At 71.3% G+C, this 22,379-nt stretch carries 23 protein-coding genes; 4 read left to right on the top strand and 19 right to left on the bottom strand.

From position 1 onward, the window contains the following. On the top strand, positions 1 to 768 hold the full coding sequence (locus ACIO5D_RS25700; RefSeq protein ID WP_363604832.1) for an ABC transporter permease subunit: 768 nt from the start codon (positions 1 to 3) through the stop codon (positions 766 to 768). 42 nt (positions 769 to 810) lie between these two features. Here ACIO5D_RS25700 and ACIO5D_RS25695 read toward each other — a convergent pair whose 3' ends face one another. Next, a complete protein-coding gene (locus ACIO5D_RS25695; protein WP_363604831.1) occupies positions 811 to 1,134 on the bottom strand; it encodes an ATP/GTP-binding protein in 324 nt (107 codons plus the stop codon). Positions 1,135 to 1,361: 227 nt separating this feature from the next. On the opposite strand from ACIO5D_RS25695, the gene ACIO5D_RS25690 reads away from it, so the two are divergent. Further along, positions 1,362 to 2,672, top strand: a complete 1,311-nt coding sequence (locus tag ACIO5D_RS25690) for an LLM class flavin-dependent oxidoreductase (protein WP_363604829.1) — start codon at positions 1,362 to 1,364, stop codon at positions 2,670 to 2,672. A gap of 135 nt (positions 2,673 to 2,807) precedes the next feature. Here the strand turns inward: ACIO5D_RS25690 and ACIO5D_RS25685 are convergent, their stop codons facing one another. Further along, positions 2,808 to 3,200: an SCO5389 family protein gene (locus ACIO5D_RS25685; RefSeq protein ID WP_363604828.1), complete on the bottom strand. Its 393-nt coding sequence runs from the start codon at positions 3,198 to 3,200 to the stop codon at positions 2,808 to 2,810. Between the two features lie 474 nt (positions 3,201 to 3,674). Here ACIO5D_RS25685 and nucS point away from each other — a divergent pair, with 474 nt between their 5' ends. Then, positions 3,675 to 4,334, top strand: a complete 660-nt coding sequence (gene nucS / locus ACIO5D_RS25680; RefSeq protein ID WP_363604827.1) for an endonuclease NucS — start codon at positions 3,675 to 3,677, stop codon at positions 4,332 to 4,334. A gap of 26 nt (positions 4,335 to 4,360) precedes the next feature. Here the strand turns inward: nucS and ACIO5D_RS25675 are convergent, their stop codons facing one another. The 5 genes from ACIO5D_RS25675 to ACIO5D_RS25655 all read right to left on the bottom strand — a co-directional run bounded on the left by ACIO5D_RS25675 (position 4,361) and on the right by ACIO5D_RS25655 (position 10,572). Continuing rightward, entirely contained in the window at positions 4,361 to 6,661 is a 2,301-nt protein-coding gene (locus tag ACIO5D_RS25675; RefSeq protein WP_400654626.1) for an ATP-binding protein, read from the bottom strand. Positions 6,662 to 6,945: 284 nt separating this feature from the next. After that, positions 6,946 to 7,290, bottom strand: coding sequence for an STAS domain-containing protein (locus ACIO5D_RS25670; RefSeq protein WP_363604824.1), 345 nt, complete (start codon positions 7,288 to 7,290; stop codon positions 6,946 to 6,948). Between the two features lie 356 nt (positions 7,291 to 7,646). Beyond that, positions 7,647 to 8,516 (bottom strand): 3-hydroxyacyl-CoA dehydrogenase family protein, encoded by an 870-nt coding sequence (locus ACIO5D_RS25665; protein ID WP_400654623.1) that lies wholly within the window; start codon positions 8,514 to 8,516, stop codon positions 7,647 to 7,649. Between the two features lie 197 nt (positions 8,517 to 8,713). Continuing rightward, positions 8,714 to 9,364 (bottom strand): response regulator, encoded by a 651-nt coding sequence (locus ACIO5D_RS25660; protein ID WP_400654621.1) that lies wholly within the window; start codon positions 9,362 to 9,364, stop codon positions 8,714 to 8,716. After that, a complete protein-coding gene (locus ACIO5D_RS25655; protein WP_400654620.1) occupies positions 9,361 to 10,572 on the bottom strand; it encodes a sensor histidine kinase in 1,212 nt (403 codons plus the stop codon). Before ACIO5D_RS25655 ends, ACIO5D_RS25660 begins: the two co-directional genes overlap by 4 nt. A 157-nt stretch (positions 10,573 to 10,729) precedes the next feature. Here ACIO5D_RS25655 and ACIO5D_RS25650 point away from each other — a divergent pair, with 157 nt between their 5' ends. Continuing rightward, complete coding sequence (locus ACIO5D_RS25650) at positions 10,730 to 11,320, top strand: hypothetical protein (RefSeq protein ID WP_400654619.1); 591 nt, start codon at positions 10,730 to 10,732, stop codon at positions 11,318 to 11,320. Positions 11,321 to 11,342: 22 nt separating this feature from the next. Here the strand turns inward: ACIO5D_RS25650 and ACIO5D_RS25645 are convergent, their stop codons facing one another. The 12 genes from ACIO5D_RS25645 to ACIO5D_RS25590 form a co-directional block, all read right to left on the bottom strand. Further along, positions 11,343 to 11,915, bottom strand: coding sequence for a cob(I)yrinic acid a,c-diamide adenosyltransferase (locus tag ACIO5D_RS25645; protein ID WP_363604815.1), 573 nt, complete (start codon positions 11,913 to 11,915; stop codon positions 11,343 to 11,345). A 60-nt stretch (positions 11,916 to 11,975) separates the two neighbouring features. Next, the gene (locus ACIO5D_RS25640; RefSeq protein WP_329489620.1) at positions 11,976 to 12,476 is read right to left on the bottom strand and encodes a DUF2550 domain-containing protein; all 501 of its coding nucleotides are present in this window, start codon (positions 12,474 to 12,476) and stop codon (positions 11,976 to 11,978) included. A 151-nt stretch (positions 12,477 to 12,627) separates the two neighbouring features. Then, positions 12,628 to 13,011 carry a F0F1 ATP synthase subunit epsilon gene (locus ACIO5D_RS25635; protein ID WP_363604814.1) on the bottom strand — a complete coding sequence of 128 codons (384 nt, stop codon included), beginning with the start codon at positions 13,009 to 13,011 and terminating at the stop codon, positions 12,628 to 12,630. Between the two features lie 184 nt (positions 13,012 to 13,195). Next, positions 13,196 to 14,641 (bottom strand): F0F1 ATP synthase subunit beta, encoded by a 1,446-nt coding sequence (gene atpD, locus ACIO5D_RS25630; RefSeq protein ID WP_363604812.1) that lies wholly within the window; start codon positions 14,639 to 14,641, stop codon positions 13,196 to 13,198. Positions 14,642 to 14,643: 2 nt separating this feature from the next. Further along, a complete protein-coding gene (locus ACIO5D_RS25625; protein WP_363604811.1) occupies positions 14,644 to 15,558 on the bottom strand; it encodes a F0F1 ATP synthase subunit gamma in 915 nt (304 codons plus the stop codon). Between the two features lie 32 nt (positions 15,559 to 15,590). After that, complete coding sequence (gene atpA, locus ACIO5D_RS25620; RefSeq protein ID WP_363604809.1) at positions 15,591 to 17,165, bottom strand: F0F1 ATP synthase subunit alpha; 1,575 nt, start codon at positions 17,163 to 17,165, stop codon at positions 15,591 to 15,593. 152 nt (positions 17,166 to 17,317) lie between these two features. Beyond that, a complete protein-coding gene (locus tag ACIO5D_RS25615) occupies positions 17,318 to 18,133 on the bottom strand; it encodes a F0F1 ATP synthase subunit delta (protein WP_363604807.1) in 816 nt (271 codons plus the stop codon). Continuing rightward, positions 18,130 to 18,687, bottom strand: a complete 558-nt coding sequence (locus ACIO5D_RS25610; RefSeq protein ID WP_363604805.1) for a F0F1 ATP synthase subunit B — start codon at positions 18,685 to 18,687, stop codon at positions 18,130 to 18,132. The genes ACIO5D_RS25615 and ACIO5D_RS25610 overlap by 4 nt, the downstream gene beginning before the upstream one ends. A gap of 34 nt (positions 18,688 to 18,721) precedes the next feature. Further along, entirely contained in the window at positions 18,722 to 18,958 is a 237-nt protein-coding gene (atpE, locus tag ACIO5D_RS25605) for an ATP synthase F0 subunit C (protein ID WP_363604803.1), read from the bottom strand. A gap of 93 nt (positions 18,959 to 19,051) precedes the next feature. Continuing rightward, positions 19,052 to 19,864, bottom strand: a complete 813-nt coding sequence (atpB, locus tag ACIO5D_RS25600; RefSeq protein WP_363604801.1) for a F0F1 ATP synthase subunit A — start codon at positions 19,862 to 19,864, stop codon at positions 19,052 to 19,054. Between the two features lie 285 nt (positions 19,865 to 20,149). Continuing rightward, a complete protein-coding gene (locus ACIO5D_RS25595) occupies positions 20,150 to 20,593 on the bottom strand; it encodes a hypothetical protein (RefSeq protein ID WP_363604799.1) in 444 nt (147 codons plus the stop codon). A gap of 297 nt (positions 20,594 to 20,890) precedes the next feature. Then, positions 20,891 to 22,324 carry an MraY family glycosyltransferase gene (locus ACIO5D_RS25590; protein WP_400798048.1) on the bottom strand — a complete coding sequence of 478 codons (1,434 nt, stop codon included), beginning with the start codon at positions 22,322 to 22,324 and terminating at the stop codon, positions 20,891 to 20,893. Positions 22,325 to 22,379: the final 55 nt, after the last annotated feature.

Raw genomic sequence — 22,379 nt, 5'->3', positions numbered from 1 at the left:
ATGGCGTCCTTCCCGGCGGTCCTGCGCTCCGAGTGGACGAAGATCCGCAGCGTCCGCTCCACGGTCTGGACGCTCGCGCTGACCTTCGTGGTCACCCTCGGCCTCGGCGCGCTGCTGTCCCTGCTGACCAACAACAACTTCACCGAGTTCCACCGCAACGAGCAGACCCCGTTCGACGCGACCGGTACCGCCTTCTCCGGCATCATCCTCGGCGAGCTCGCCATCATCGTCTTCGGGGTGCTGGCGGTCGGCAACGAGTACAGCAGCGGGATGATCAGGGTCACCCTGGCCGCCGTCCCCCAGCGCGGCACCCTGCTCACCGGCAAGGCGGTGGTCCTCGGCACGCTGGCCCTGGCGGTCTCGCTGGTCACCGCGTTCCTCACGTTCTTCGCCGGCCAGGCGCTGCTCGGCGACCACTCCACCGGCCTCGGCGAACCGCACGTGCTGCGCGCGGTGTTCGGCGCGGCGCTCTATCTGACGATGCTCTGTCTCTTCTCGGCCGGCGTCACCGCGATGCTGCACAACCAGACGCTGGCCCTGGGCGTGCTGGTGCCGTTCTTCTTCCTGCTCTCGCCGATCCTCTCGGCGGTGCCGAAGGTCAGCACGCTCGCCCACTACTTCCCCGACTACTCGGGTTCGCGGATGATGCTGGTCTACGAGCAGCACGGCCAGCCGTACGGTCCCTGGGCCGGCTTCCTGATCTGCCTGGCCTGGACGCTGGCCGCGCTGGTCGGCGGGGCGCTGGTGCTGAAGAACCGCGACGCCTGAGCCCCCCGGTCTCCCGGGCCCCGACGCGGCGCCCCGCCGGTCTCAGTACCGCGGGGCGCCGCGGCCGCGCTGGACGTTGGAGGCCCGGCGGTCGCGGGCGCCCCAGCAGGCCCGGTGCCAGTGCCGGCGGTCGTCCACCCCGGCACCGTGCGCCGGCCAGGCCACCACGTGGCCGACGCCCGGCGGGATCTCCTGGTCGCAGCCGGGGCAGCGGTAGTAGCGGCCGGCCGTCCCGGCCACCGTCTGCACCACCCACTCGTCGCCCTGGTAGGTCTCCGTGCGGCGCAGCGAGCCGCCGAGCGGGGCGGCCGGCTCCGAGGCCTCGCGGTCGGCTGCGCTCTTGATCCGGTTGCGGCGGGGCGACACGTCTGGCTACCTCTCTGCGGGGGTTCGAAACCGTTCCAGCCTACGGCCGGGAACTCCTCCCCCGGGCCCCTATCACGGCATCGTCCGGCACTTCGGTGTTTCCGGTGATATCCACCCGTTCTCCAGAGAAATTCAGGGTTCAGCGTGCCATTGGCACATGACATGGGCTACTCACGAGGGGACAGGCGGGGCCCGCAGACCCTGCGCGCACCCGAGGAGGCCCACCGATGACCAAGACCAGCCCCCGAGCCACGACCCGTCGGCCCGTCGGGGTCCGGCCGCCCGCCCCCGGCCCCGCGCTGACGTCCGCCGCCGGGGTGACGGCCGTGTCCGACACCCCGCTGCCCACCCCCCAGCGGGCCGCCGTACTTCCCGCGGACACCGCGCCGGTACGGGTCGGCGCGTTCCTGCTCTCGGCGCAGTTCCCCGGGCAGACCCACGGCGAGGCGCTGGACCGCACCGTCCGGGCCGCCGTCGAGGCCGAGCGCGCGGGCCTGGACAGCGTCTGGCTCGCCGAGCACCACTTCGTCCCGTACGGGGTCTGCCCGAACGCCGCCACGCTCGCCGCGCTGCTGCTCGGCCGCACCCGCCGGATCGGCATCGGCACGGCGGTCAGTGTGCTCTCCACCGCCCACCCGGTGACGCTCGGCGAGCAGGCCGCGCTGCTGCACCTCACCTCGGAGGGGCGGTTCACGCTCGGGGTGGGCCGCGGCGGGCCCTGGATCGACCTGGACGTCTTCGGCGGCGGCGTCGACGCCTTCGAGCAGGGCTTCCCGGAGCGGCTCGACCTGCTGCTGCGGTGGCTGCGCGGCTCCCGGGTGGGCGCGGACGGCCCGCAGTTCAGCTTCCCCGAGGTGGCCGTGGTGCCCCGGGCCGCCGAGCCGCCCCGCCGCCCCGGCCTCGGATCCTGGCTGGGCCTCGGCGATCAGGCCGGGCTGCTGCGGTTCCCGCGCCAGCGCAAGGACGCCGACGGCCCCGACGGGGAGCTCGGCAGCAGCGGGCGGCCGGTGGCCGGCCCGCCGGTGGTGGTCGCCTGCACCTCACCCGGCGGGGTCAGGCTCGCCGCCGAACGCGGCCTGCCGATGCTGCTGGGCATGCACTCCGGCGACGAGGACAAGCTGCGCATGCTGGAGCTGTACCGGACCGCCTGGCTGGCCGCCGGGCGCGGCGAGGAGCAGCTGCGCCGGGTCGGCCGCCAGCATGTCGCGGCCGGCGTGGCCCAGGTCGAGGACCGCACCTCGGCCGCCCGGGCCACCCTGCTGCGCGCGATGCCCGGCTGGTTCGAGTACGGGCTCGGGGCACACCGGACGGTCGACGGACGGGAACGCAAGATGCGCGACCCGCGCGAGTACACCGAGCTGCTCTGCGACCTGCACGCGGTGGGTACGCCGAAGCAGTGCGCCGACCGGCTGCTGGCCACCGCCGAGCGGACGGGCATCCGCCGCTTCGCGCTGCTGGCCGAGGGCAGCGGCGACCGCGACGCGACGCTGCACAACATCGCCCGGCTCGGCTCCGAAGTGCTGCCGCAGCTCGGCTGACCGGTGCCCGACGGGCGGTGCGGACACGGGGGCCGGCGGGGGCCGGTGGGGAGGCCGTCGAACGGCCCGGGCCGCCCCTCCTCCGGTCAGGAGGCGGAGCGGCCCGGTGGCGTTCCGACACAGCCCGGCGGCCGGTCAGCAGTCCCGGAGTTCCTCGGACTGGTTGAGCAACTGTTCCCGGACGGAGGTGAAACGGTCGAACCGCGCCTCGTTGGCGTCCGAGGGCAGGAACACCGCCACCCGGTGACAGTTCTGAAAGGCCAGCCGGACGCCGAAGTGCCGCTGCAGGGCACCCCGGATGGCATCACTGGCGAGGGCCCGGAGGAGCTGGCCGCGGGCCTGCTCGCCGGGCGGCGGTACCTGGTTGTCGGCGAAGTCGGTGCCGTCGACCTTCGCCTGGGCGACCAGCGAGCTGATCAACTCCCAGGCGTACGGCAGGGAGACGCGGACGCAGTCGACGAATTCCCGCTCGTCGACCTCGCCCCGCTCGGCCTTCTCCAGCAGGGCCGGTGAGACGTCGAGCGACATGGATTCTCCTCTCGCGGTCCACCCGCGCGGCGCCCGGGTGGTGATGCGTAGTCCAAGCTGAGGGTGAGGGTGGGCGAATCGCGCGTGATGTCCGGAACACCGTCGAACGGCTGTTTCCGGCACCGTGCGAGGGCGGCGGCGCCGCAGGACGTGTCGAGGGCGCCGACCGCTCAGAACAGCGTGGCAGCCAACGGTGGGCCCAGCCGGTTATTCCTGCGGATTCCTCCGGAAATACGCCTCGGTGCACCAGATTGGCCAGATCCCGTCGGATCGTTCATCTGAAGTCTCCGTCCCCGTTGACAGCGCTCCCGCAAGCATGCCGTCACACACGGTAGCGGCCCATGGGTGTGAGCGCCAGAGCGCGGCGGGCAGTCCTCGGACCGCCGGGCCTCCATGTTCGCGGGGTTCGTGCTTTCTTCACCCGGGCGTCGCGGAATCGCATCAACTGGCCCCGGTGGGCTAGCGTGGTCGACCGTGCGTCTCGTAATTGCCCGCTGCTCAGTCGACTATGCCGGTCGGCTCTCCGCCCATCTGCCCTCCGCCACCAGGCTCATCCTGGTCAAGGCCGACGGCAGCGTCAGCATCCACGCCGACGACCGCGCCTACAAGCCGCTCAACTGGATGTCCCCGCCGTGCGCTCTCAAGGAGGCCGACGGGATCTGGACGGTGGTGAACAAGGCCGGTGAGAAGCTCATCATCACGCTGGAGGAGGTGCTGCACGACTCGTCCCACGAACTCGGGGTCGACCCGGGTCTGATCAAGGACGGTGTCGAAGCGCATCTCCAGGAGCTGCTGGCGGACCGGATGGAGGTGCTCGGCACCGGCTGGTCACTGATCCGCCGCGAGTACCCGACCGCCATCGGCCCGGTCGACATCCTCTGCCGCGACGCGGACGGGGCGACCGTCGCCGTCGAGATCAAGCGGCGCGGCGAGATCGACGGCGTCGAGCAGCTCACCCGCTACCTGGAGCTGCTCAACCGGGATCCGCTGCTCGCCCCGGTGAAGGGCGTCTTCGCCGCGCAGGAGATCAAGCCCCAGGCCCGGGTGCTGGCCACCGACCGGGGCATCGGCTGCGTGGTGCTGGACTACGACGGGCTGCGCGGCATCGACGACGACAAGCTGAAGCTGTTCTGACCGGCTGTTCCCCACCCCACCGGTCCCTACCGGGGCGTCCCGGGCGGCGAGGGGGTTCCGGTCGGCGGTGAGGCCGACCCGGACGGCGTCGTGGGTACCGCGCTCGTCGGCGGGTCCGACGGAGGGGTACTCGCCGGCGCGGTCGGCTGGCCCGATGGCTGGCTCGGTGGCTGCGCCGGCGGAACCACCGGCGGCTGCGGCGGCGCTCCGGAGGCCGGCGGCTGCGGGCTCTCCTCCGTCGCGCTCGGCGACCTGGTGGGCTTCTTCGTCGTGGACGGCGAGTGCGACGGCGTAGTGGTGGTCGCCGACGGCGTGGGGCTCGTCCGGTCCGCCGTCGCAGGCTCCCCCGATTCGCCCGGGTCGCCCGGTACGTCGGTGCCGCCGGAGGCGGTCGGACGGGGGCTGGTGCCGGAGCGCGGCAGGACCGGGGTGCCGGGCAGGCCGGAACCGTCGTCGGTGCTGCTGTGCGGATCGGTGCCCTTGTGCTCCTCCGGGCCGGCGACGCTCAGCGCGACCGCCGTGCCGAGCACCCCGAGCGCGAGCACGGCCGCCGAGGCGGCGACCACGGTGCGCCGCTTGTGGCCGGCCGTGCCGGGGGTGGTCTTGAACCGCCAGGGCACCTGGGCCATCGACCTGATGCCGGGGCGCCGCACGGGCGCCGGGCCGGACGGCTCGGCGGCCGGCAGCCGGCGGCCGTCGGCGCGCAGCAGGTCGAGCATCCGGCCGGCGGCGACGACCCCGCGCTGCTCACCGAGAGCGGCCCGCAGGGCGAGCGCGGCCTCCAGCTCGGCCACCGCCCTGGCAGGCTCCCGGGCACAGATCGCGTACACGCCCAACTCGTGGTGGAACCAGGCCTCGTCGGCCTGCGAGCCGGCCCGGCGGGCGGCCTCCAGGCCCAGCTCGAGCGCACGCTCCCAGGCCCCCCAGCGCAGCGCCAGCGCCAGCGCGGGGGCGGCGGCCCGGGCCAGCCGCAGCACCGAGGCCGTCCGGCCGGCGGCCCGGTCGGCCAGCAGCGCGCCGATCACCACCTCCGCCTCGGCGGCGATCTGTTCGGTGGAGACCGAGCTGTGCCCGACCCACCAGGCGAAGTGCTGGGCGGCGCCGTCCACGCTGTCGCGGGCCGGCCAGTGCGGGGCGAGGAGTTCGAGCGCGCCCGCGGTCAGCCGGTGATGGCCGCCGATGGACACCGCGAGCCCGGCGTCGGCGAGTTCGTGCAGCGCGTTCTCGCCCTGGCCGACGTCGATCAGCGCGGGCAGGTGCGGCGCGGTCGGGCACTCGCCGCCGAGCGCGACGGCGAGGCGCAGCACGGCCTGTGCGGGCTCGCTCAGGCCCTCGGCGAGCCGGACGGCGGGCGAGGCGCTCTCGGCGACGGACGGCAGCGGGACGGTCCGGCGCAGCGCGCCTTCGCGGACCGCGGGGTCGGGGTCGTGGACGGGCTCCCGGACCGCGCCGAAGACGTCCAGCCGGTCCTCCTCGGCCGCGACCAGCGCGTCCACCGCGACATCCCGCTGCCGCAGCAGCGCGGCGGCCTGGACGAAGCGCAGCGGCAGGCCCTCGGACTCGAACCAGAGGTCGACCGCCCAGGCCTTCTCGGTCTCGTCCAGCGGCCGGCCGGCCAGCCGGGCGGCGAGCCCGAGACAGGCGGACCGGGAGAGCCCGGCGACGAGGTGGTCCTGGAGCCGGGAGCCGGGCGGCAGGACCGGGCCGTCGGGGGCGACGGAGATCAGGAAGGCGCAGTCGGGGGCGGCGGCGAGCAGCCGCTCCAGCTCGGGCCCGGCCGGTTCGACCTCGTCGATCACCACCACCGCGCCGACCTGGGCGAGGTGCTCGGCGAGCGTGCCCGGATCCGGCCGGTAGCCGGGGGCGTGGTGGGTGGCGGCGAAGAGGTCCTGGAGCAGATCGGCGGCGGTGCGGCGGTGGCCGCAGAGCTGGACGACGCCGCCGGGGGCGAGGTCGCCGGCCGCCTCGGCCACGGCGGACAGCAGGGCGCTGCGGCCCGAGCCGGCCTGGCCGACCAGGCGTATCGAGCGGCCCTCGGCGAGCAGGGCGAGCAGCCGGGCCGTGTCGGCCTCGCGGTCGAGCAGCGGCAGGTCGGCGGGCCCGGCGCCGAGGGCGAGCGGTCCGACCGCGCGGCCCGGGCCGCCGACCGGGCCGCGGGCGGGCTCGGTACGCCCGATCCGGCGGGGGCGGGGCCGCCACTCCTCGGGGCAGGGCCGTGCCTCGGAGCCGTCCGGGGTGCCGACGCTCACCAGCAGGCCGCCGGAGACCAGCTCACCGCCCCGGATGCGCACGGCCTCCTGCCGGAACTCACCGGATGGCTGTCCCACGTTCTGCTCCCCGCCCCATGCCCGGCCGTCCGGCGCCCCACGCCGACCGGCCGACGACTGCGTACGGCCGCGTACGGGTCGGGGCGGCTCCCGGCCGAAGGCTGGGGAGCCGGACCTGGCCCCGGCGGCCGTCTTCCTGAGGGCAGACTCTTGCACATCCGCGCCCGCCGGTGCAGGGCGGTCCCGCCCCGGGCACCGGGCCGTCCCGGCGAGGCGGGCGGAGCGGGCGGAGGGCCGGTCCGGCGATGCGCCGCGCACGCCCGGCGGGACCTCCCGGACGGGCCCTACAGCACCGGCCCCAGCGCGGGCAGGGTGGCGCCGAGCGGCTCGGCGACGACACCGTCCACGGCGAGGATGCGGTGCAGCCGGGTGGCCACCAGCAGCCGCTGGAGCTGGGCCGGGACGGAGCGCAGGACGAGCCGGCGGCCGATCCGGCCGGCCCGCCGGTGGGTGCCCATGATCACGCCGAGACCGGTCGCGTCCCAGAACTCCAGCCGGGCGAGGTCGAGCACGAGGTCGCCCCGGCCGCCGTCGACGGCCTGGTGCAGCCGGGCCCGCGCGTCGGCGGCGGTGCGCACGTCGAGGCGGCCTTCGATGGCCAGCGCCGTCTGGTCGCCGGTGATGCGCATGCTCTCCTCCTCGGCCTGGCAATCCTGGTACCGGGTCGTTCCGCCCCGGCCGCGCCGGGCCTGGAGGCGGGGTGTCCATCCGGGCGGGCCTGTAGCCCCGCGCCCGGGCCCGGCCGGAATGCCGGGTTCCCCCTGATCTGACGGCGAACCAGCACCACAGGTTGCTGGTTCAGGCCAGATCTGAGTCAACTTCACTCGTCCGAGGGAATATACGCAGTAAGTCTCCATACCTACGCTCGATTCCCGCCCAAATCACCCGTCTGCGGCACCGGCGTGAGGAAACTCACCCGGCTCCGGCCGGGCCTGCCACGCGGTGCCACGACCGCGCGGCCGCCCCGGTCATTCGTCTGCGGAGCTCACGCGCCCGGGTGCGGGTAGAAGCCCCGGCCGCTCTTGCGGCCCAGGTCACCGGCGGTGACCATGCGGGCCATGATCTCCGGCGGGGCGAACTTCTCGTCCTGGGTCTCGGCGTAGATGTTGCGGGCGGCGTGCAGCAGGATGTCGACGCCGGTGAGGTCCGCGGTCTCCAGCGGGCCCATCGGGTGGCCGAAACCGAGCCGGCAGGCGGTGTCGATGTCCTCGGCGGTGGCGACGCCCGACTCGTACAGCTTGGCGGCCTCGACGACCAGCGCGGTGATCAGACGGGTGGTGACGAAGCCGGCCACGTCGCGGTTGACGACGACGACGTCCTTGCCGACGCCCTCGGCGAAGGCCCGGGCGGCGGCCAGCGTCTCGTCGCTGGTCTTGTAGCCGCGCACCAGCTCGACCAGCTTCATCAGCGGCACCGGCGAGAAGAAGTGCACGCCGACGACCGACTCGGGGCGCCGGGTGGCGGCGGCGATCCGGGTGATCGGGATGGCGGAGGTGTTGGAGGCCAGCACCGCGCCGTCCTTGGCGAGCTTGTCGAGCTCCCTGAAGACGCCCTCCTTGACGTCCAGCTGCTCGAAGACCGCCTCGACCACGATGTCGGCCTCGGCGACGGCGCCCAGGTCGGTGGTGGTGGTGATCCGGCCGAGCGCCGCCTCGGCGTCCTCGGCGCTGAGCCTCCCCTTGGCGACGAACTTGTCGTACGAGGCGCGGATGCCCGCGAGACCGCGCTGCAGCGCCTCCTCGGTGACGTCCCGCAGCACGACCGGGTGCCCGGCCTGCGCGGAGACCTGGGCGATGCCGGCCCCCATCAGGCCGGCCCCGATCACGGCGATCTGCTTGCTGGACGCGTTGCTCATGGCTGGTCTCCCGGATGCCGTCGCCGCCCTGCGGGCGGGCCCTGAAGGCGGCTCAGGGCAGGGATCACCCACCTGGAGCCGCGTCGCTCATGCGCGGACTCTAATGCCCGCGACGGCCCCGTGGTGCCAATCGAGAGTGTGATCTGTGCCCGACCCGGTCCGTCACCGAAAGGTCGGACGGCAGGACCGTCCGATGCTCAGACGGTCAGCCCGAGGTCCTGCGCCAGGATCGCCGCCTGCACCCGGCTGCGCAGCCGCAGCTTGGCCAGGATCCGGCTGACATGCGTCTTGGTGGTCGCCTCCGCCATCTCCAGCCGACCCGCGATCTCGCTGTTGGACAGCCCCGCGCCGACACAGGCCAGCACCTCGCGCTCGCGCGGCGTCAGCCCGGCCACCAGCGCCCGTACGTCGGGCCCCACCGTCCGCTCCGGGCGGGTGAAGGTGCCGATCAGCCGCCGGGTCACCGAGGGCGCCAGCATGCCGTCCCCCCGCGCCACCGTGCGGATGCCCTCGACCAGGGTGTCCGCCTCCAGGTCCTTCAGCAGGAACCCGGCCGCGCCGGCCCGCAGCGCGCCGTAGACGTACTCGTCCAGGTCGAAGGTGGTCAGCACCAGCACCTGGGCCGCCCCGGCGGCCACCACCTCCCGGGTCGCCGAGACGCCGTCCAGCCGGGGCATCTGGACGTCCATCAGGACGACGTCCGGACGCAGCTCCAGCGCCAGCCGTACCGCCTCCTCGCCGTCGGCGGCCTGCCCGGCCACCTCGATGTCCGGCTCGGCCCGCAGGATCATCACCAGCGCCGCCCGGACGGCCGCCTGGTCCTCCGCCACCAGCACCCGGATCGTCATGCCCGTCCCTCGCCCTTCTCCGTCACCAGTGCGCGCGGCAGCACCGCGCGCACGCTCCAGAGCCCTCCGCCCGGGCCCGCCTCGAAGCTGCCGCCGAGCAGCCCGGCCCGTTCCGCCATGCCCACCAGACCGGCCCGCGCACCCGGCAGCCGCCGGTCCTCGCCACCGCGGTACGGGCTGTCGACGGCGATCCGCAGCTCGTCCGCCCCGAACTCCAGGAGCAGCCGGACCGTCCCCGGTCCGGCGTGCTTGAGCGCGTTGGTCAGCGACTCCTGGACGATCCGGTACGCCGCCAGCCCGACCGGCGCCGGCAGTTCGCCGCGCTCGCCCCGCTCGGTCAGCTCGAAGGCCAGCCCGACGTCCTGCCCGGCCGCCCCGGCCTTGGCCAGCAGACTGTCCACCGCGGCCAGGTCGGGCGCGGTGTAGGACTCGTCGACCGCTCCCCCGCCGCTGTCCCGCAACAGGCCGATCATCCGGCGCATTTCGGCCAAACCCTGGACGCTGTTCTCCCGGATCACCGCCAGCGCCGCCACCAGCGGATCGTCCTCGGGCCGCCGCTGACGGCGGGCCAGCGACTGCGCGCCGGTGGCATGGATCGCGATGGCGGACAGGTGGTTGGCCACCACGTCGTGCAACTCCCTTGCCATTCTGGCCCGTTCGGCACCCACCGCCTCCCGCCGGTCCATCTCGGAGAGCAGCGCGGTCTGCTCGGCCCGCAGCCGCTCGTTCTCCGCCTCCTGACGGTGCTTGCGCACGACGTCACCGGTCCACACCGGCCCCAGGAAGATCAACGCGGTGACCACCATCACCGCGATCGCCTTCGGGGCGTCGGTGTAGACCAGCGTCAGGGTGCTGAGTACCAGCACCGAGACGCCACCGCTCAGGTGCAGGACGCGCGACATCCGGCGGCTGCCGTAGATCACCGCCGCGTAGAGCAGGTCGGTGTACATGATGGTGGTCGCCAGCAGCGCGCCGTAGAAGACGCTCACGGCGAAGGCCAGCCCGCCGACCGTCACGGTCAGGACCGGCCGGCGGCGCCGGAACGGCTCCAGGGCCGCCGTCACCAGCAGCGGCGGCAGCACCGCCCAGCGGGGGACGGTCGCGGGCTCCTCGTACACCCGGAACGCGATCAGCACCAGGCCGCCGAGCAGCCCGAGGAGGGCGATCGCGCGGTCTTCCTGCTGCGGGGTGAGGACGGGTCTGCGCACGGCCCCATCAGATCACCCCCGGCGGGGTGCCCGGCTCCGGTGCGGGGAGGAGCCGCCGTACATCGAAGGATGCAGCCCGGGCTCGCCTTCCGCGACGATGACGGGCCGGGCCGCGCACGGAAGGCTGGAGGCACCGCCGAGAGCCCGGGAGAACACCGTGATCGTCACCCTCATCGTCGCGGCCGAGGTGGCCTTCTGGGCCGTGCTCGCCCTCGGCCTCGCCACCCGCTACCTGCTGCGCCGCCGGCGGCTGAGCACCGTACTGCTGGTCGGCCTGCCCGTGGTGGACCTGACCCTGTTCGTCCTCACGGTGCTCGACCTGCGCGGCGGCGCCACCGCGAGCTGGACGCACGCGCTCGCGGCGAGCTACGCCGGTTTCTCGATCGGCTACGGGCCGTCCCTGGTCCGCTGGGCCGACCGGCACTTCCTGTACCGCTTCGCGGGCGGCCCCAAGCCGCGGCGCTCCCCCAAGTACGGCCCCGAGCGGACCCGCTACGAGTGGCAGATCTGCGGCCGGACCGTGGTCTCCGCCGCCATCACCCTCGCCCTGATCACCGCACTGGTCCCGCTCTCCGACGGCTCCGCCCGGTTCGACACCTTCACCGGCTGGTACCTGCGGCTGAGCATCGTGGCCGTGGTCAACGTGATCGTGGCCGCCTGCTACTCGCTCTGGCCCAAGGAGGCACCGGCCGGCGCCATCGTCGAGGACGGCCTGGTGGTCGGCTGGAAGGTCCCGCAGCAGCAGTAGCCCACGCGGGCCCGGGCCCGGCTCAGCGGTTCTCGCCGGGCACCCAGAGCACGTCGCCGCGCTCCTTGTTCGCCGAGCGGGCGAGGATGAACAGCAGGTCGGAGAGCCGGTTGAGGTACTTGGCGGTCAGCGGGTTGACGGTGTCGCCGTGCGCCTCGATCGCCGCCCAGGTGGACCGCTCGGCCCGCCGCACCACCGTGCAGGCCAGGTGCAGATAGGCCGCTCCGGCGGTGCCCCCGGGCAGGATGAAGCTGCGCAGCTTCTCCAGCGACTCCAGATAGTGGTCGCAGTCGGTCTCCAGCCGGTCGATGTACGACTGCAGGACCCGCAGCGGCGGGTACTTCGGGTCCTCGACGACCGGGGTGGAGAGGTCCGCCCCCACGTCGAACAGGTCGTTCTGCACCCGGACGAGCACCGCCACCACGTCCTCGGGCAGCGCGCCGGCGGCCACCGCCACCCCGATCGCCGCGTTCGCCTCGTTGGCGTCGGCGTACGCGACCAGGCGCGGATCGGTCTTGGTGGTCCGGCTCATGTCACCCAGCGCGGTGGTGCCGTCGTCGCCGGTACGGGTGTAGATACGCGTCAGATTGACCATGCGGCCCAGCCTAGCCGTGAGGTTAGGCGGCGTTAACCCTTCCCTCGGGGAGTCCCGTCGCTACGCGACGTTGACTCTCTGCCCTGGCGGGGCCGCCTCGAGCCAGGCCAGGAAGCCGGTCAGGGCGTCGTCGCTCATCGCCAGCTCCAGCGGGGCGCCGTTGTGCAGGCAGCGGAGCACGACCGAGCCGGAGAGCAGGGCCAGCTCCTCCTGCCCCTCGGGGTAGCGCCGGCCGAGCACCTCGATCTCCCGGCGGGGCAGTACCCGGCGCGGGCGCGGGGCGTACGAGAAGACCCGGAACCACTCGATCGAGTCACCGCTGTACCGGCCGATACCAAAAACCCACCCCTTGCCATCGGTCTGTGGGACCGGGGCCGAGGTGGGTTTGCCGTTCTCGTCGAGGTCGGGCTGCGTCGAGGCGTCGGCGGGCATTTTGAGCCGGTAACTGCAGTCGAACGTGCCGCCGACCCGCTGGATCACCCGGCGTCGTACCGCGAATGCCACGAGGCCGATCACACCCAGGGCCACGACCGCCGCACACACCACAAGGGCGAGGACCATGCTCACCTACCTCCTCGCTACCCGCGTTCCCCGTATGTCGGTCCTATCAAGCGACCGCGTTGACCTACCAACTGAGACGACAGTCCCGGGGTCACGCTCGCGCGTCCCCGGGACCGTCGGTCGACCCCTCAACCGAGGGGTCTGGTGCGACTCAGGCGTGGGCCTTGAGGCCGCGCGCCGCGAACAGGCGGACCTCCGCGCGCCGCTCGGCGTGCTCGTCCAGGGAGGACTGTGCCTGCTCCAGCGCGCGCTCGGCCCGCGCGACATCGATCTCGTCCGCCAGCTCGGCGATCTCCGCGAGCAGAGACAGCTTGTTGTCGGCGAAGGAGATGAACCCTCCGTGCACCGCGGCGATCACGGTGCCGCCGTCCACCGTGCGGATGGTGACCGGGCCGGTCTCCAGCACGCTCAGCACCGGGGTGTGACCCGGCATGATGCCGGTGTCACCGGAGGCCGTACGGGCGACAACGATGGTGGCCGCACCGGACCACACCTTGCGGTCGGCTGCGACCAGCTCGACGTGCAGCTCAGCCAACGTGGGCTCCTAGGCTCATGCAACGCCCGATTACTCGGGAGTTTCGGTAAGAATAACGGGCCCGCGCCTCCGGCATGAAACCGGCGGCCCGGATTTGACCGGAATCACAGCCGATGCGACGTGAGGGGTGGGTCCCAGGGCTGGGGCCCACCCCTCACGGTCACTCAGCTGCTACCGGCCGCGACTACTTCTTCGCGAGCTCGGCGGCGTTCTTCTCGAGGTCCTCGATGCCACCGCACATGAAGAAGGCCTGCTCGGGGATCGAGTCGTACTTGCCGTCCGCGATCGCGTTGAAGGCCTCGATGGTCTCCGACAGCGGCACGGTCGAGCCGTCGACGCCGGTGAACTGCTTCGCCACGTAGGTGTTCTGCGAGAGGAAGCGCTCGATGCGACGGGCACGGTGGACGATGACCTTGTCGTCCTCGCTCAGCTCGTCGATGCCGAGGATCGCGATGATGTCCTGGAGGTCCTTGTACTTCTGCAGGATCCCCTTGACGCGGATGGCCGTGTCGTAGTGGGTCTGCGCGATGTAGCGCGGGTCCAGGATGCGGGACGTGGAGTCCAGCGGGTCGACGGCCGGGTAGATGCCCTTCTCGGAGATCGGACGGGAGAGAACCGTCGTCGCGTCGAGGTGGGCGAAGGTGGTGGCCGGCGCCGGGTCGGTCAGGTCGTCCGCGGGGACGTAGATCGCCTGCATCGAGGTGATCGAGTGACCGCGGGTCGAGGTGATGCGCTCCTGCAGGAGGCCCATCTCGTCGGCCAGGTTCGGCTGGTAACCCACCGCGGAGGGCATACGGCCGAGCAGGGTCGACACCTCGGAACCGGCCTGGGTGAACCGGAAGATGTTGTCGATGAAGAGCAGAACGTCCTGCTGCTCCACGTCACGGAAGTACTCCGCCATGGTCAGCGCGGAGAGCGCGACGCGCAGACGGGTGCCCGGCGGCTCGTCCATCTGGCCGAAGACCAGCGCGGTCTTGTCCAGAACGCCCGAGTCGACCATCTCGTCGATCAGGTCGTTGCCCTCACGGGTACGCTCACCGACACCGGCGAAGACCGACACACCACCGAAGTTCTCGGCGACGCGGTAGATCATCTCCTGGATCAGAACGGTCTTACCGACACCGGCACCACCGAACAGACCGATCTTGCCACCGGTCACGTACGGGGTGAGCAGGTCGATGACCTTGATGCCGGTCTCGAACATCTCGGTCTTGGACTCGAGGTCCTTGAAGTCCGGGGCCTTGCGGTGGATCGGCCAGCGGACCTCCACCTGCGACTCGAACTCGGCCTTGTCGACGTTCAGCACCTCACCGAGGGCGTTGAAGACCTTGCCCTTGGTGATCTGGCCGACCGGGACGGAGATCGCCGAACCGGTGTCGGAGACCTGCGCGCCACGGACGAGACCGTCGGTCGGCTGCATCGAGATGCCGCGGACCACGCCGTCGCCGAGGTGCTGGGCGACCTCGAGGGTCAGGGTCTTCTTGCCCGTGCCGTCGGGGTTGTCCACCTCGACGTGCAGGGCGTTGAACATGTCCGGAATCGCGTCGACGGGGAACTCCACGTCGACGACCGGGCCGATGACCCGCGCGACGCGGCCCGTCGCCGTGGTCGGCTCAACAGTGGTGGTCATTCTCATTCGCTCCCGCGGCTAGCGTCGGCGAGGGCGTTGGCACCGCCGACGATCTCGCTGATTTCCTGGGTGATCTCGGCCTGACGGGCCGAGTTGGCAAGCCGCGTGAGCGACTTGATGAGCTCGCCGGCATTGTCGGTCGCGCTCTTCATCGCGCGCCGGCGAGCGGCGTGCTCCGAGGCGGCCGACTGCAGCAGCGCGTTGTAGATCCGGCTCTCGACGTACCGCGGCAGCAGCGCGTCGAGGACGCCCTCCGCCGACGGCTCGAAGTCGTACAGCGGGAAGATCTCCGCCTTGGCCGGCTTGTCGTCGCTGAGCTGGACCTCGTCCAGCTTCAGCGGCAGCAGCCGGGCGTCCACCGCGGTCTGGGTCAGCATCGACTCGAACTTGGTGGAGACCAGATGGAGCTCGTCGACGCCGCCCGTCTCGGCCGTGAAGGCCTCGATCAGGTCGACCGCCACGGCCTTCGCGTCACCGTAGGTCGGCTTGTCGGAGAATCCCGTCCACGAGCCCGCGATCGCAAGATCGCGGAAGTTGTAGTACGAGACGCCCTTGCGGCCGACGATGTACGTCACCACGTCCTTGCCCTCGGCGCGAAGCTTCGCGCTGAGCGCGATGGCCTGCTTGATGGCGTTGGTCGAGTAACCGCCCGCCAGGCCGCGGTCCGCCGTGATCAGCAGGACGGCGGCGCGCGAGGCGTTCGGGTTCTCGGTGGTGAGCGGGTGCTTGGCGTTGGACCGGGTGGCCACCGCCGTCACCGCCCTGGTGAGCTCATCGGCGTACGGAGTGGAGGCGGCCACCGCGCGCTGCGCCTTGACGATGCGCGACGCGGAGATCATCTCCATCGCCTTGGTGATCTTCTTCGTCGCGGTGACAGAGCGGATCCGGCGCTTGTAGACCCGAAGCTGTGCTCCCATGGGTCGTTACGTCCTTTCCCTCGCTACCGGACTCAGGCCTGCTCGCCGAGCAGCTTGCCGTCGGCGGTGGTGAAGCCCTGCTTGAAGGCGGCGATCGCCTCGGTCAGCGCGTCGACGGTGCCGTCGGCCAGCAGACCGGTCTCGACGATGCCGGCCAGCAGGTCCTTGTGCTGCAGACGCAGGTGGTCCAGGAACTCGCGCTCGAAGCGGCGGATGTCCGCGACCGGGACGTCGTCCAGCTTGCCGGTGGTGCCGGCCCAGATGGAGGCGACCTGCTCCTCGACCGGGAACGGCTGGTACTGGCCCTGCTTCAGCAGCTCGACCATGCGCGCACCGCGCTCCAGCTGGGCCTTGGAGGCCGCGTCCAGGTCGGAACCGAAGGCGGCGAACGCCTCCAGCTCACGGTACTGGGCGAGGTCCAGACGCAGACGGCCGGCGACCGAACGCATGGCCTTGATCTGGGCGGAGCCACCGACGCGGGAGACCGAGATACCGACGTTCACGGCCGGGCGGATGCCGGCGTTGAACAGGTCGGACTCCAGGAAGCACTGGCCGTCGGTGATGGAGATGACGTTGGTCGGGATGTACGCCGAGACGTCGTTGGCCTTGGTCTCGATGATCGGCAGACCGGTCATCGAGCCGCCGCCGAGCGCGTCGTTCAGCTTGGCGCAGCGCTCCAGCAGACGGGAGTGCAGGTAGAAGACGTCACCCGGGTAGGCCTCGCGGCCCGGCGGGCGGCGCAGCAGCAGGGAGACGGAGCGGTAGGCCTCGGCCTGCTTCGACAGGTCGTCGAAGATGATCAGGACGTGCTTGCCGTCGTACATCCACTCCTGGCCGATGGCGGAGCCGGTGTACGGAGCGAGGTACTTGAAGCCGGCCGGGTCGGAGGCGGGAGCGGCCACGATGGTGGTGTACTCCAGCGCGCCGGCCTCCTCCAGGGCGCCGCGGACGGACGCGATGGTGGAGCCCTTCTGGCCCACGGCGACGTAGATGCAGCGGACCTGCTTCTTCGGGTCGCCCGAGCGCCAGTTGTCACGCTGGTTGATGATCGTGTCGACGGCCACCGCGGTCTTGCCGGTCTGGCGGTCACCGATGATCAGCTGGCGCTGGCCGCGGCCGATCGGGGTCATCGCGTCGATGGCCTTGATGCCGGTCTGCAGCGGCTCCTTGACCGACTTGCGGGCCATGACGCCCGGAGCCTGCAGCTCCAGGGCGCGGCGGCCGCTGGACGCGATGTCGCCCAGGCCGTCGATCGGGTTGCCCAGCGGGTCCACGACGCGGCCGAGGTAGCCCTCGCCGACCGGCACGGAGAGGACCTCGCCGGTGCGGCGCACCGTCTGGCCCTCTTCGATGCCGCCGAACTCACCGAGGATGACGACACCGATCTCGCGGGTGTCGAGGTTCAGCGCGAGGCCGAGCGTGCCGTCCTCGAACTTCAGCAGCTCGTTCGCCATGACCGAGGGCAGACCCTCGACATGCGCGATACCGTCCGCCGCGTCAGTGACCGTGCCGACCTCTTCACGCGAGGCGGCGTCCGGCTGGTACGACTGGACAAAGTCGGCCAGCGCGTCCCGGATCTCCTCCGGACGGATCGTAAGCTCCGCCATCAGGCTTCCCTGCTCTCCTAGTTTGCGATCCTCGGCCCGCCATTGAGGGCCGCAAGTATTCGACTCTCGGCCGGGTCTCTCGAACCGGCCGTACGATTTGCCGGCTCCGGGGGGAGCCGGTTCCCGACCGAGGGTCGGATGTGCTTCGGTGCTCAGCCTTCGAGCGACTGGCGAGCGCCTTCGAGGCGGCTCGACACGGTGCCGTCGATGATCTCGTCGCCGATCTGCACCCGGACACCGCCGACGACCTCGGGGTCGACATCGATGTTCAGGTGGACCTGGCGGCCGTACAGCCGGCCCAGAGCACCGGTGAGGCGCTCCTTCTGGCCGTCCGACAGCGGCACCGCGGTGGTGACCAGGGCCACCACGCGCCCGCGCCGCGAGGCGGCGAGCTTCGAGTAGGACTCCAGGCCCTGCTCCAGGCTACGGCCACGCGGGTTGGTGACCAGGGCCGTGACCAGCCGGACGGTGCCCGCGTTGGCGCGGCCGCCGAGCAGCTTCTTGACCAGGGCCGCCTTGGCGACGGTGCCGGCCTTGGGCTCGGTCAGCGCGGAACGCAGCTCGTGCGTGCCCGTCGCCACCCGGCCGAACCGGAACAGCTCGTCCTCGACGTCGTCCAGGACACCGGCCTTCTCGGCGGCGATGACCTCGGCGTACGCGGCCAGCTGCTCGGTGGCGTCGACCAGGTCGCGCGAGCCGGACCAGCGGCTGCGAACCAGGCCGGAGACCAGGTCGACGGTCTCACCGGAGACCTGCCCGGACAGCAGCGAGGAGAGCAGCTGGGCCTTGTCCTGGCCGGACCGGGAGGGGTCCGTCAGCACGCGGCGGAGCGACACCTCACGGTCCAGGAGGACCGTGACGGCGGTGAGCTCCTCGGCCAGCTTGACCGCGTCCACCGAGGTGGAGTCGGTCAGGCCTTCGAGGTTCTGCCGCCCGGCGGCGAGGGCCTCGCGGCTTGCGCCGATCACTTGGCCGCACCCTGAGCAACGGCGGCCTTGGCCTCCAGCTCGTCCAGGAAGCGGTCGATCACGCCGCTCTGCCGGGCGTGGTCCTCAAGGGACTCACCCACGATGCGGGAGGCCAGCTGGGAGGCCAGCGAACCCACGTCCTGGCGCAGGGCGGCAGTCGCCTGCTTCTTGTCGGCCTCGATCTGGGCGTGGCCGGCCGCGACGATGGCCTCGCGCTGGCGCTGGCCCTCCTCGCGCATCTCGACGAGCTGGGCGGCGCCCTGCTCGCGAGCCTGCTCGACGATGCGAGCAGCCTCGTGACGCGCCTCGGCGAGCTCGGCGCGGTACTGCTCAAGCAGGGCCTGAGCCTCGGCCTGAGCGGCCTCGGCTCGCTCCATGCCGCCCTCGATGGCGTCCCGGCGCTCCGACAGCACCTTCTCGATGCTGGGGAGGAGCTTCTTGCCGAGCAGACCGAAGACGATGAAGAAGCAGAGCAGGCCGATGATGATCTCGGGCCACGCGGGGAGGAGAGGATTCATCTTCTCCTCGGCCGCAAGCTGGGCCACGACGCTCATATCTGGACCTTCCTCGAATGGGTCTACGGCGGGATTACTTGTTGCCGAAGACGAACGGCATGACGATGCCGATGAGGGCGAGCGCCTCGGTCAGCGCGAAGCCGATGAACATGTTGGAGCGGATCAGACCCGCGGCCTCGGGCTGACGGGCCATGGCCTGGACACCATTACCGAAGATGAGACCGACGCCGATGCCGGGGCCGATGGCGGCGAGGCCGTAGCCCAGGGAGGCGACGGAACCGTAGACAGTGCCCTCAGCGAGGAAGCTCATTGCAGTTGTCCTTTGCAGGGTGGTGAACCGGTGGTGATTGGCCACCGGGCGGTCCGGGAGGTTTGGTTCGGGGAGGGGCCGTGGCCCCCTGGCTCAGTGCGCCTCTTCGAGGGCACCGGCGATGTAGCTGCTGGCCAGCATCACGAAGATGTAGGCCTGCAGGAACTGGACCAGCAGCTCGAAGGCGGTGAGGCCGACGGCGACGATGAACGAGGCCGAGCCGTACAGCGCGCCCAGGGTCGGGCTGAGCAGGTACCAGGAGGCGATGGAGAACATCACGATCAGCAGGTGGCCGGCGAACATGTTCGCGAAGGCTCGGACCGCGAGCGTGAAGGGCCGCACGAAGATGTTCGAGAAGAACTCGATCGGCACCAGGATGAACATGACCCAGCCGGGGATGCCCGAGGGCCAGCAGAGGTTCTTCAGACCGCCGACGAAGCCGTGCTTCTTGAAGGTCAGCGTCATGTAGGTGATCCACACGACGGCCGCGAGGCCGGCCGGGAACGCGATCGCCGCCGTCACCGGGAACTGGGCGAACGGGATGATCGACATGATGTTCATCAACCAGATGAAGAAGAACATCGAGACCAGCATCGGGACGTACTTCTCGCCCTTTTTGCCGATCGTCTCCAGCACGATGGAGCGCTTGACGAAGTCGTAGCCGATCTCACCGACCAGCTGCAGCTTCCCGGGGACCAGCCGCGGCTTGGCGAAGGCGGCCCAGAAGAAGACGACCACCAGCAGCGCGACGACGATCGAGAGCAGCATCGGCTTGTTGAACTCGACGCTGCCGATCGAGAAGATCGGCTGGAACTGGAACTCGTTCAGACCCGGGGCCGGGAAGCCACAGCCAGCGTCCCCGAAGTGGCAACTGCCTGAGGCGAGGGACGTGAGTTCAGCACTCACCACGGACTCCTTCGTCGTGACGCATGGTTACGGCAACCTCGGTGTGTCGGCGTGGCCTGCGACCACGTAGCGGCACTGGAACTTGATGGGTTTCTCGCAGACCCCGCGCGGCAGTGCGCTGCACCACAGCGGGATCATCGAAGACGGCGCGGATCCGGGGGGCGATCCGTCCGTCAGGCGGACAGACCAGGCCTCTTCCCGTACTCCGTTGCTGCGACGGACGATAGCAGCCCGTCAGGACGGCATAAACACCGCCCCCCTCGTTGGGGGGACAGTCTGGCCTCGTCACTGTTGACGCCCCGAGTCGGAAGGCTTGTCGCCCTTGTTTTCGGAGGCGTCGGGGTCGACGTAGAAGGTCTTGGCCTTGAGTGCGCCGCGCACCTGGAAGCCCGTCCAGATCAGGGCGCAGCCCAGCAGCGTGAAGGCGAAGGCCTGCCGGTTGAAGAGTTCGGTGTCCTTGAAGACCGCGAGGACGATACCGACCAGCAGGATCTGAGTGGTGTAGACCAGGAGCGCCGCGGCCATCATGATCTGCGGGTTCGACCTGGTCAGCCGGTCGAGTGCGACCTGGCCGAAGCTGAAGAAGGCCATCACCAGCAGCGTTCCGAAGAGAGCGCCGAGCAGCCCCTTGCTACCCGCGACGGCAAAGGAGATCACCATCGCGATGATTCCGGCGACCGCAGTGGGGATCGCGGCGCCTCGGAGGATCCGGGCGTCGTTGGACGGCATGTCGGCAACTCCGGCGGCATGTCGGGTGGCGGGGGGACGGGCACAGAACGTGGTGGGTGACACCGGACCGAAAGGCCGCCGCAGGCCGGCCGCTTGGCGGCGAGCCCGTCGAGGGAGACCGACCAGGGACGGAAGTCCTCCACCTGTCAGGTCTTTCGGCGTGTTCTCGGTACTCGTGAACGGTATCACAAACTATTTGATGAGAGCTTTACCATGAATATGTGGCACCTGTCACACTGATGGCCCAACGATGCAGCCATCCGGGTGAAGCGGCGTGACGTCTCGTCAACTCGCCCGCTAGCCACGGCCGGTACCGCGTCCGCGACCGCCGACCGCGGACGAGCCGCCGTCCAGACCGCCGAGCAGTTCCTTGTCCTTCGCGGACAGCTCGGCCATCGGCGCGGAGGTCGGCGGGGTCGGGCCCTCGCCGCTGCCGCCGGTGGCAGCGCTCGCCGTACCGCCACTCTCCGTGACGCCGCCGCCTGTGGCGCCGCTGCCCGTGGCGGTGGCCCCGGCGGCGGTCCCGGCGGCCGGGGCGGTGTCCGCGACGGCCCGGGCCGGCTTGCGGCGGCGGTAGCGCGGCGGGACGAAGGCCTGCACGGCCCGCGGGGCGCGCGGGCGGAACTGCGGGGTCAGCAGCACCACCAGGCCGACCAGGCAGAGCCCGGCCAGGGTCAGCACCACCGTGCGGCCGGTGTTGGTGACCGAGAAGGCGACGGTGCCGAAGGCGATCAGCGCCGCCCAGAAGTACATGATCAGCACGGCCCGGCTGTGCGAGTGGCCGACCTGGAGCAACCGGTGGTGCAGGTGCCGCTTGTCGGCGGCGAACGGCGACTGGCCGGCCCAGGTGCGGCGGACCACGGCGAGCAGCAGGTCGGCCAGCGGCAGCGCGATGACCGTCAGCGGCAGCAGCAGCGGGATGTAGATCGGCACCAGGGCGTGCACGGTGGCGGTCAGCGATCCGGTCTCGCTGGTGATCAGGTCGGGGTCGACCCGGCCGGTGATGGAGATCGCGGCGACGGCGAGCATCAGGCCCAGCATCATCGAGCCGGAGTCGCCCATGAAGATCCGGGCCGGGTGCAGGTTGTGCGCCAGGAAACCGAGGCACATGCCGATCAGCAGCACGCTGAACAGCACGGCGGGGGCCGCGTCGTTGATCGAGTAGCCGTACCAGAGCCGGTACGAGTAGAGGAAGAAGGCCATCGCGGCGATGCAGACCATGCCGCCGGCCAGGCCGTCCAGACCGTCGATGAAGTTCACCGCGTTGACCATGACGACGACCATGGTGACCGAGATGACCATGCCCTGGGTGGGACTGACCGCGACCGCGCCGAAGCCGGGCACCGGGATCGTGATCACGGTGACGCCCTGCCAGACCATCACACCGGCGGCGATCATCTGGCCGCCGAGCTTCACCAGCGCGTCCACGCCCCATTTGTCGTCGAGCACGCCGAGCAGCCACATGATCCCGGCACCGGAGAGCAGCGCCCGGATGTCGGTGCCCTCGGAGAAGATCTTGCTCAGGTTGTCCAGCTGGGAGGCCACCAGGATGCCCGCGCAGAGGCCGCCGAACATGGCGATGCCGCCGAGTCGCGGCGTGGGCTCGCGGTGCACGTCACGGGCGCGGACCGGCGGCATCGCGCCGGCCGCGATCGCGAACTTCCGTACCGGGCCGGTCAGCAGGTAGGTGACGGCCGCGGTGCAGAACAGCACCAGCAGATACTCACGCACCACTGGCCTCCTGCGTCACTGTCCAACGGGTGGGTACCGAAAGTACCCCCGTGCC

This window comes from Kitasatospora sp. NPDC087315, from assembly GCF_044744345.1.
GTDB lineage: Bacteria > Actinomycetota > Actinomycetes > Streptomycetales > Streptomycetaceae > Kitasatospora.
The sequence above is the reverse complement of the archived record's forward strand: the minus strand, read 5'-3'. Positions and strand labels throughout refer to the sequence as shown.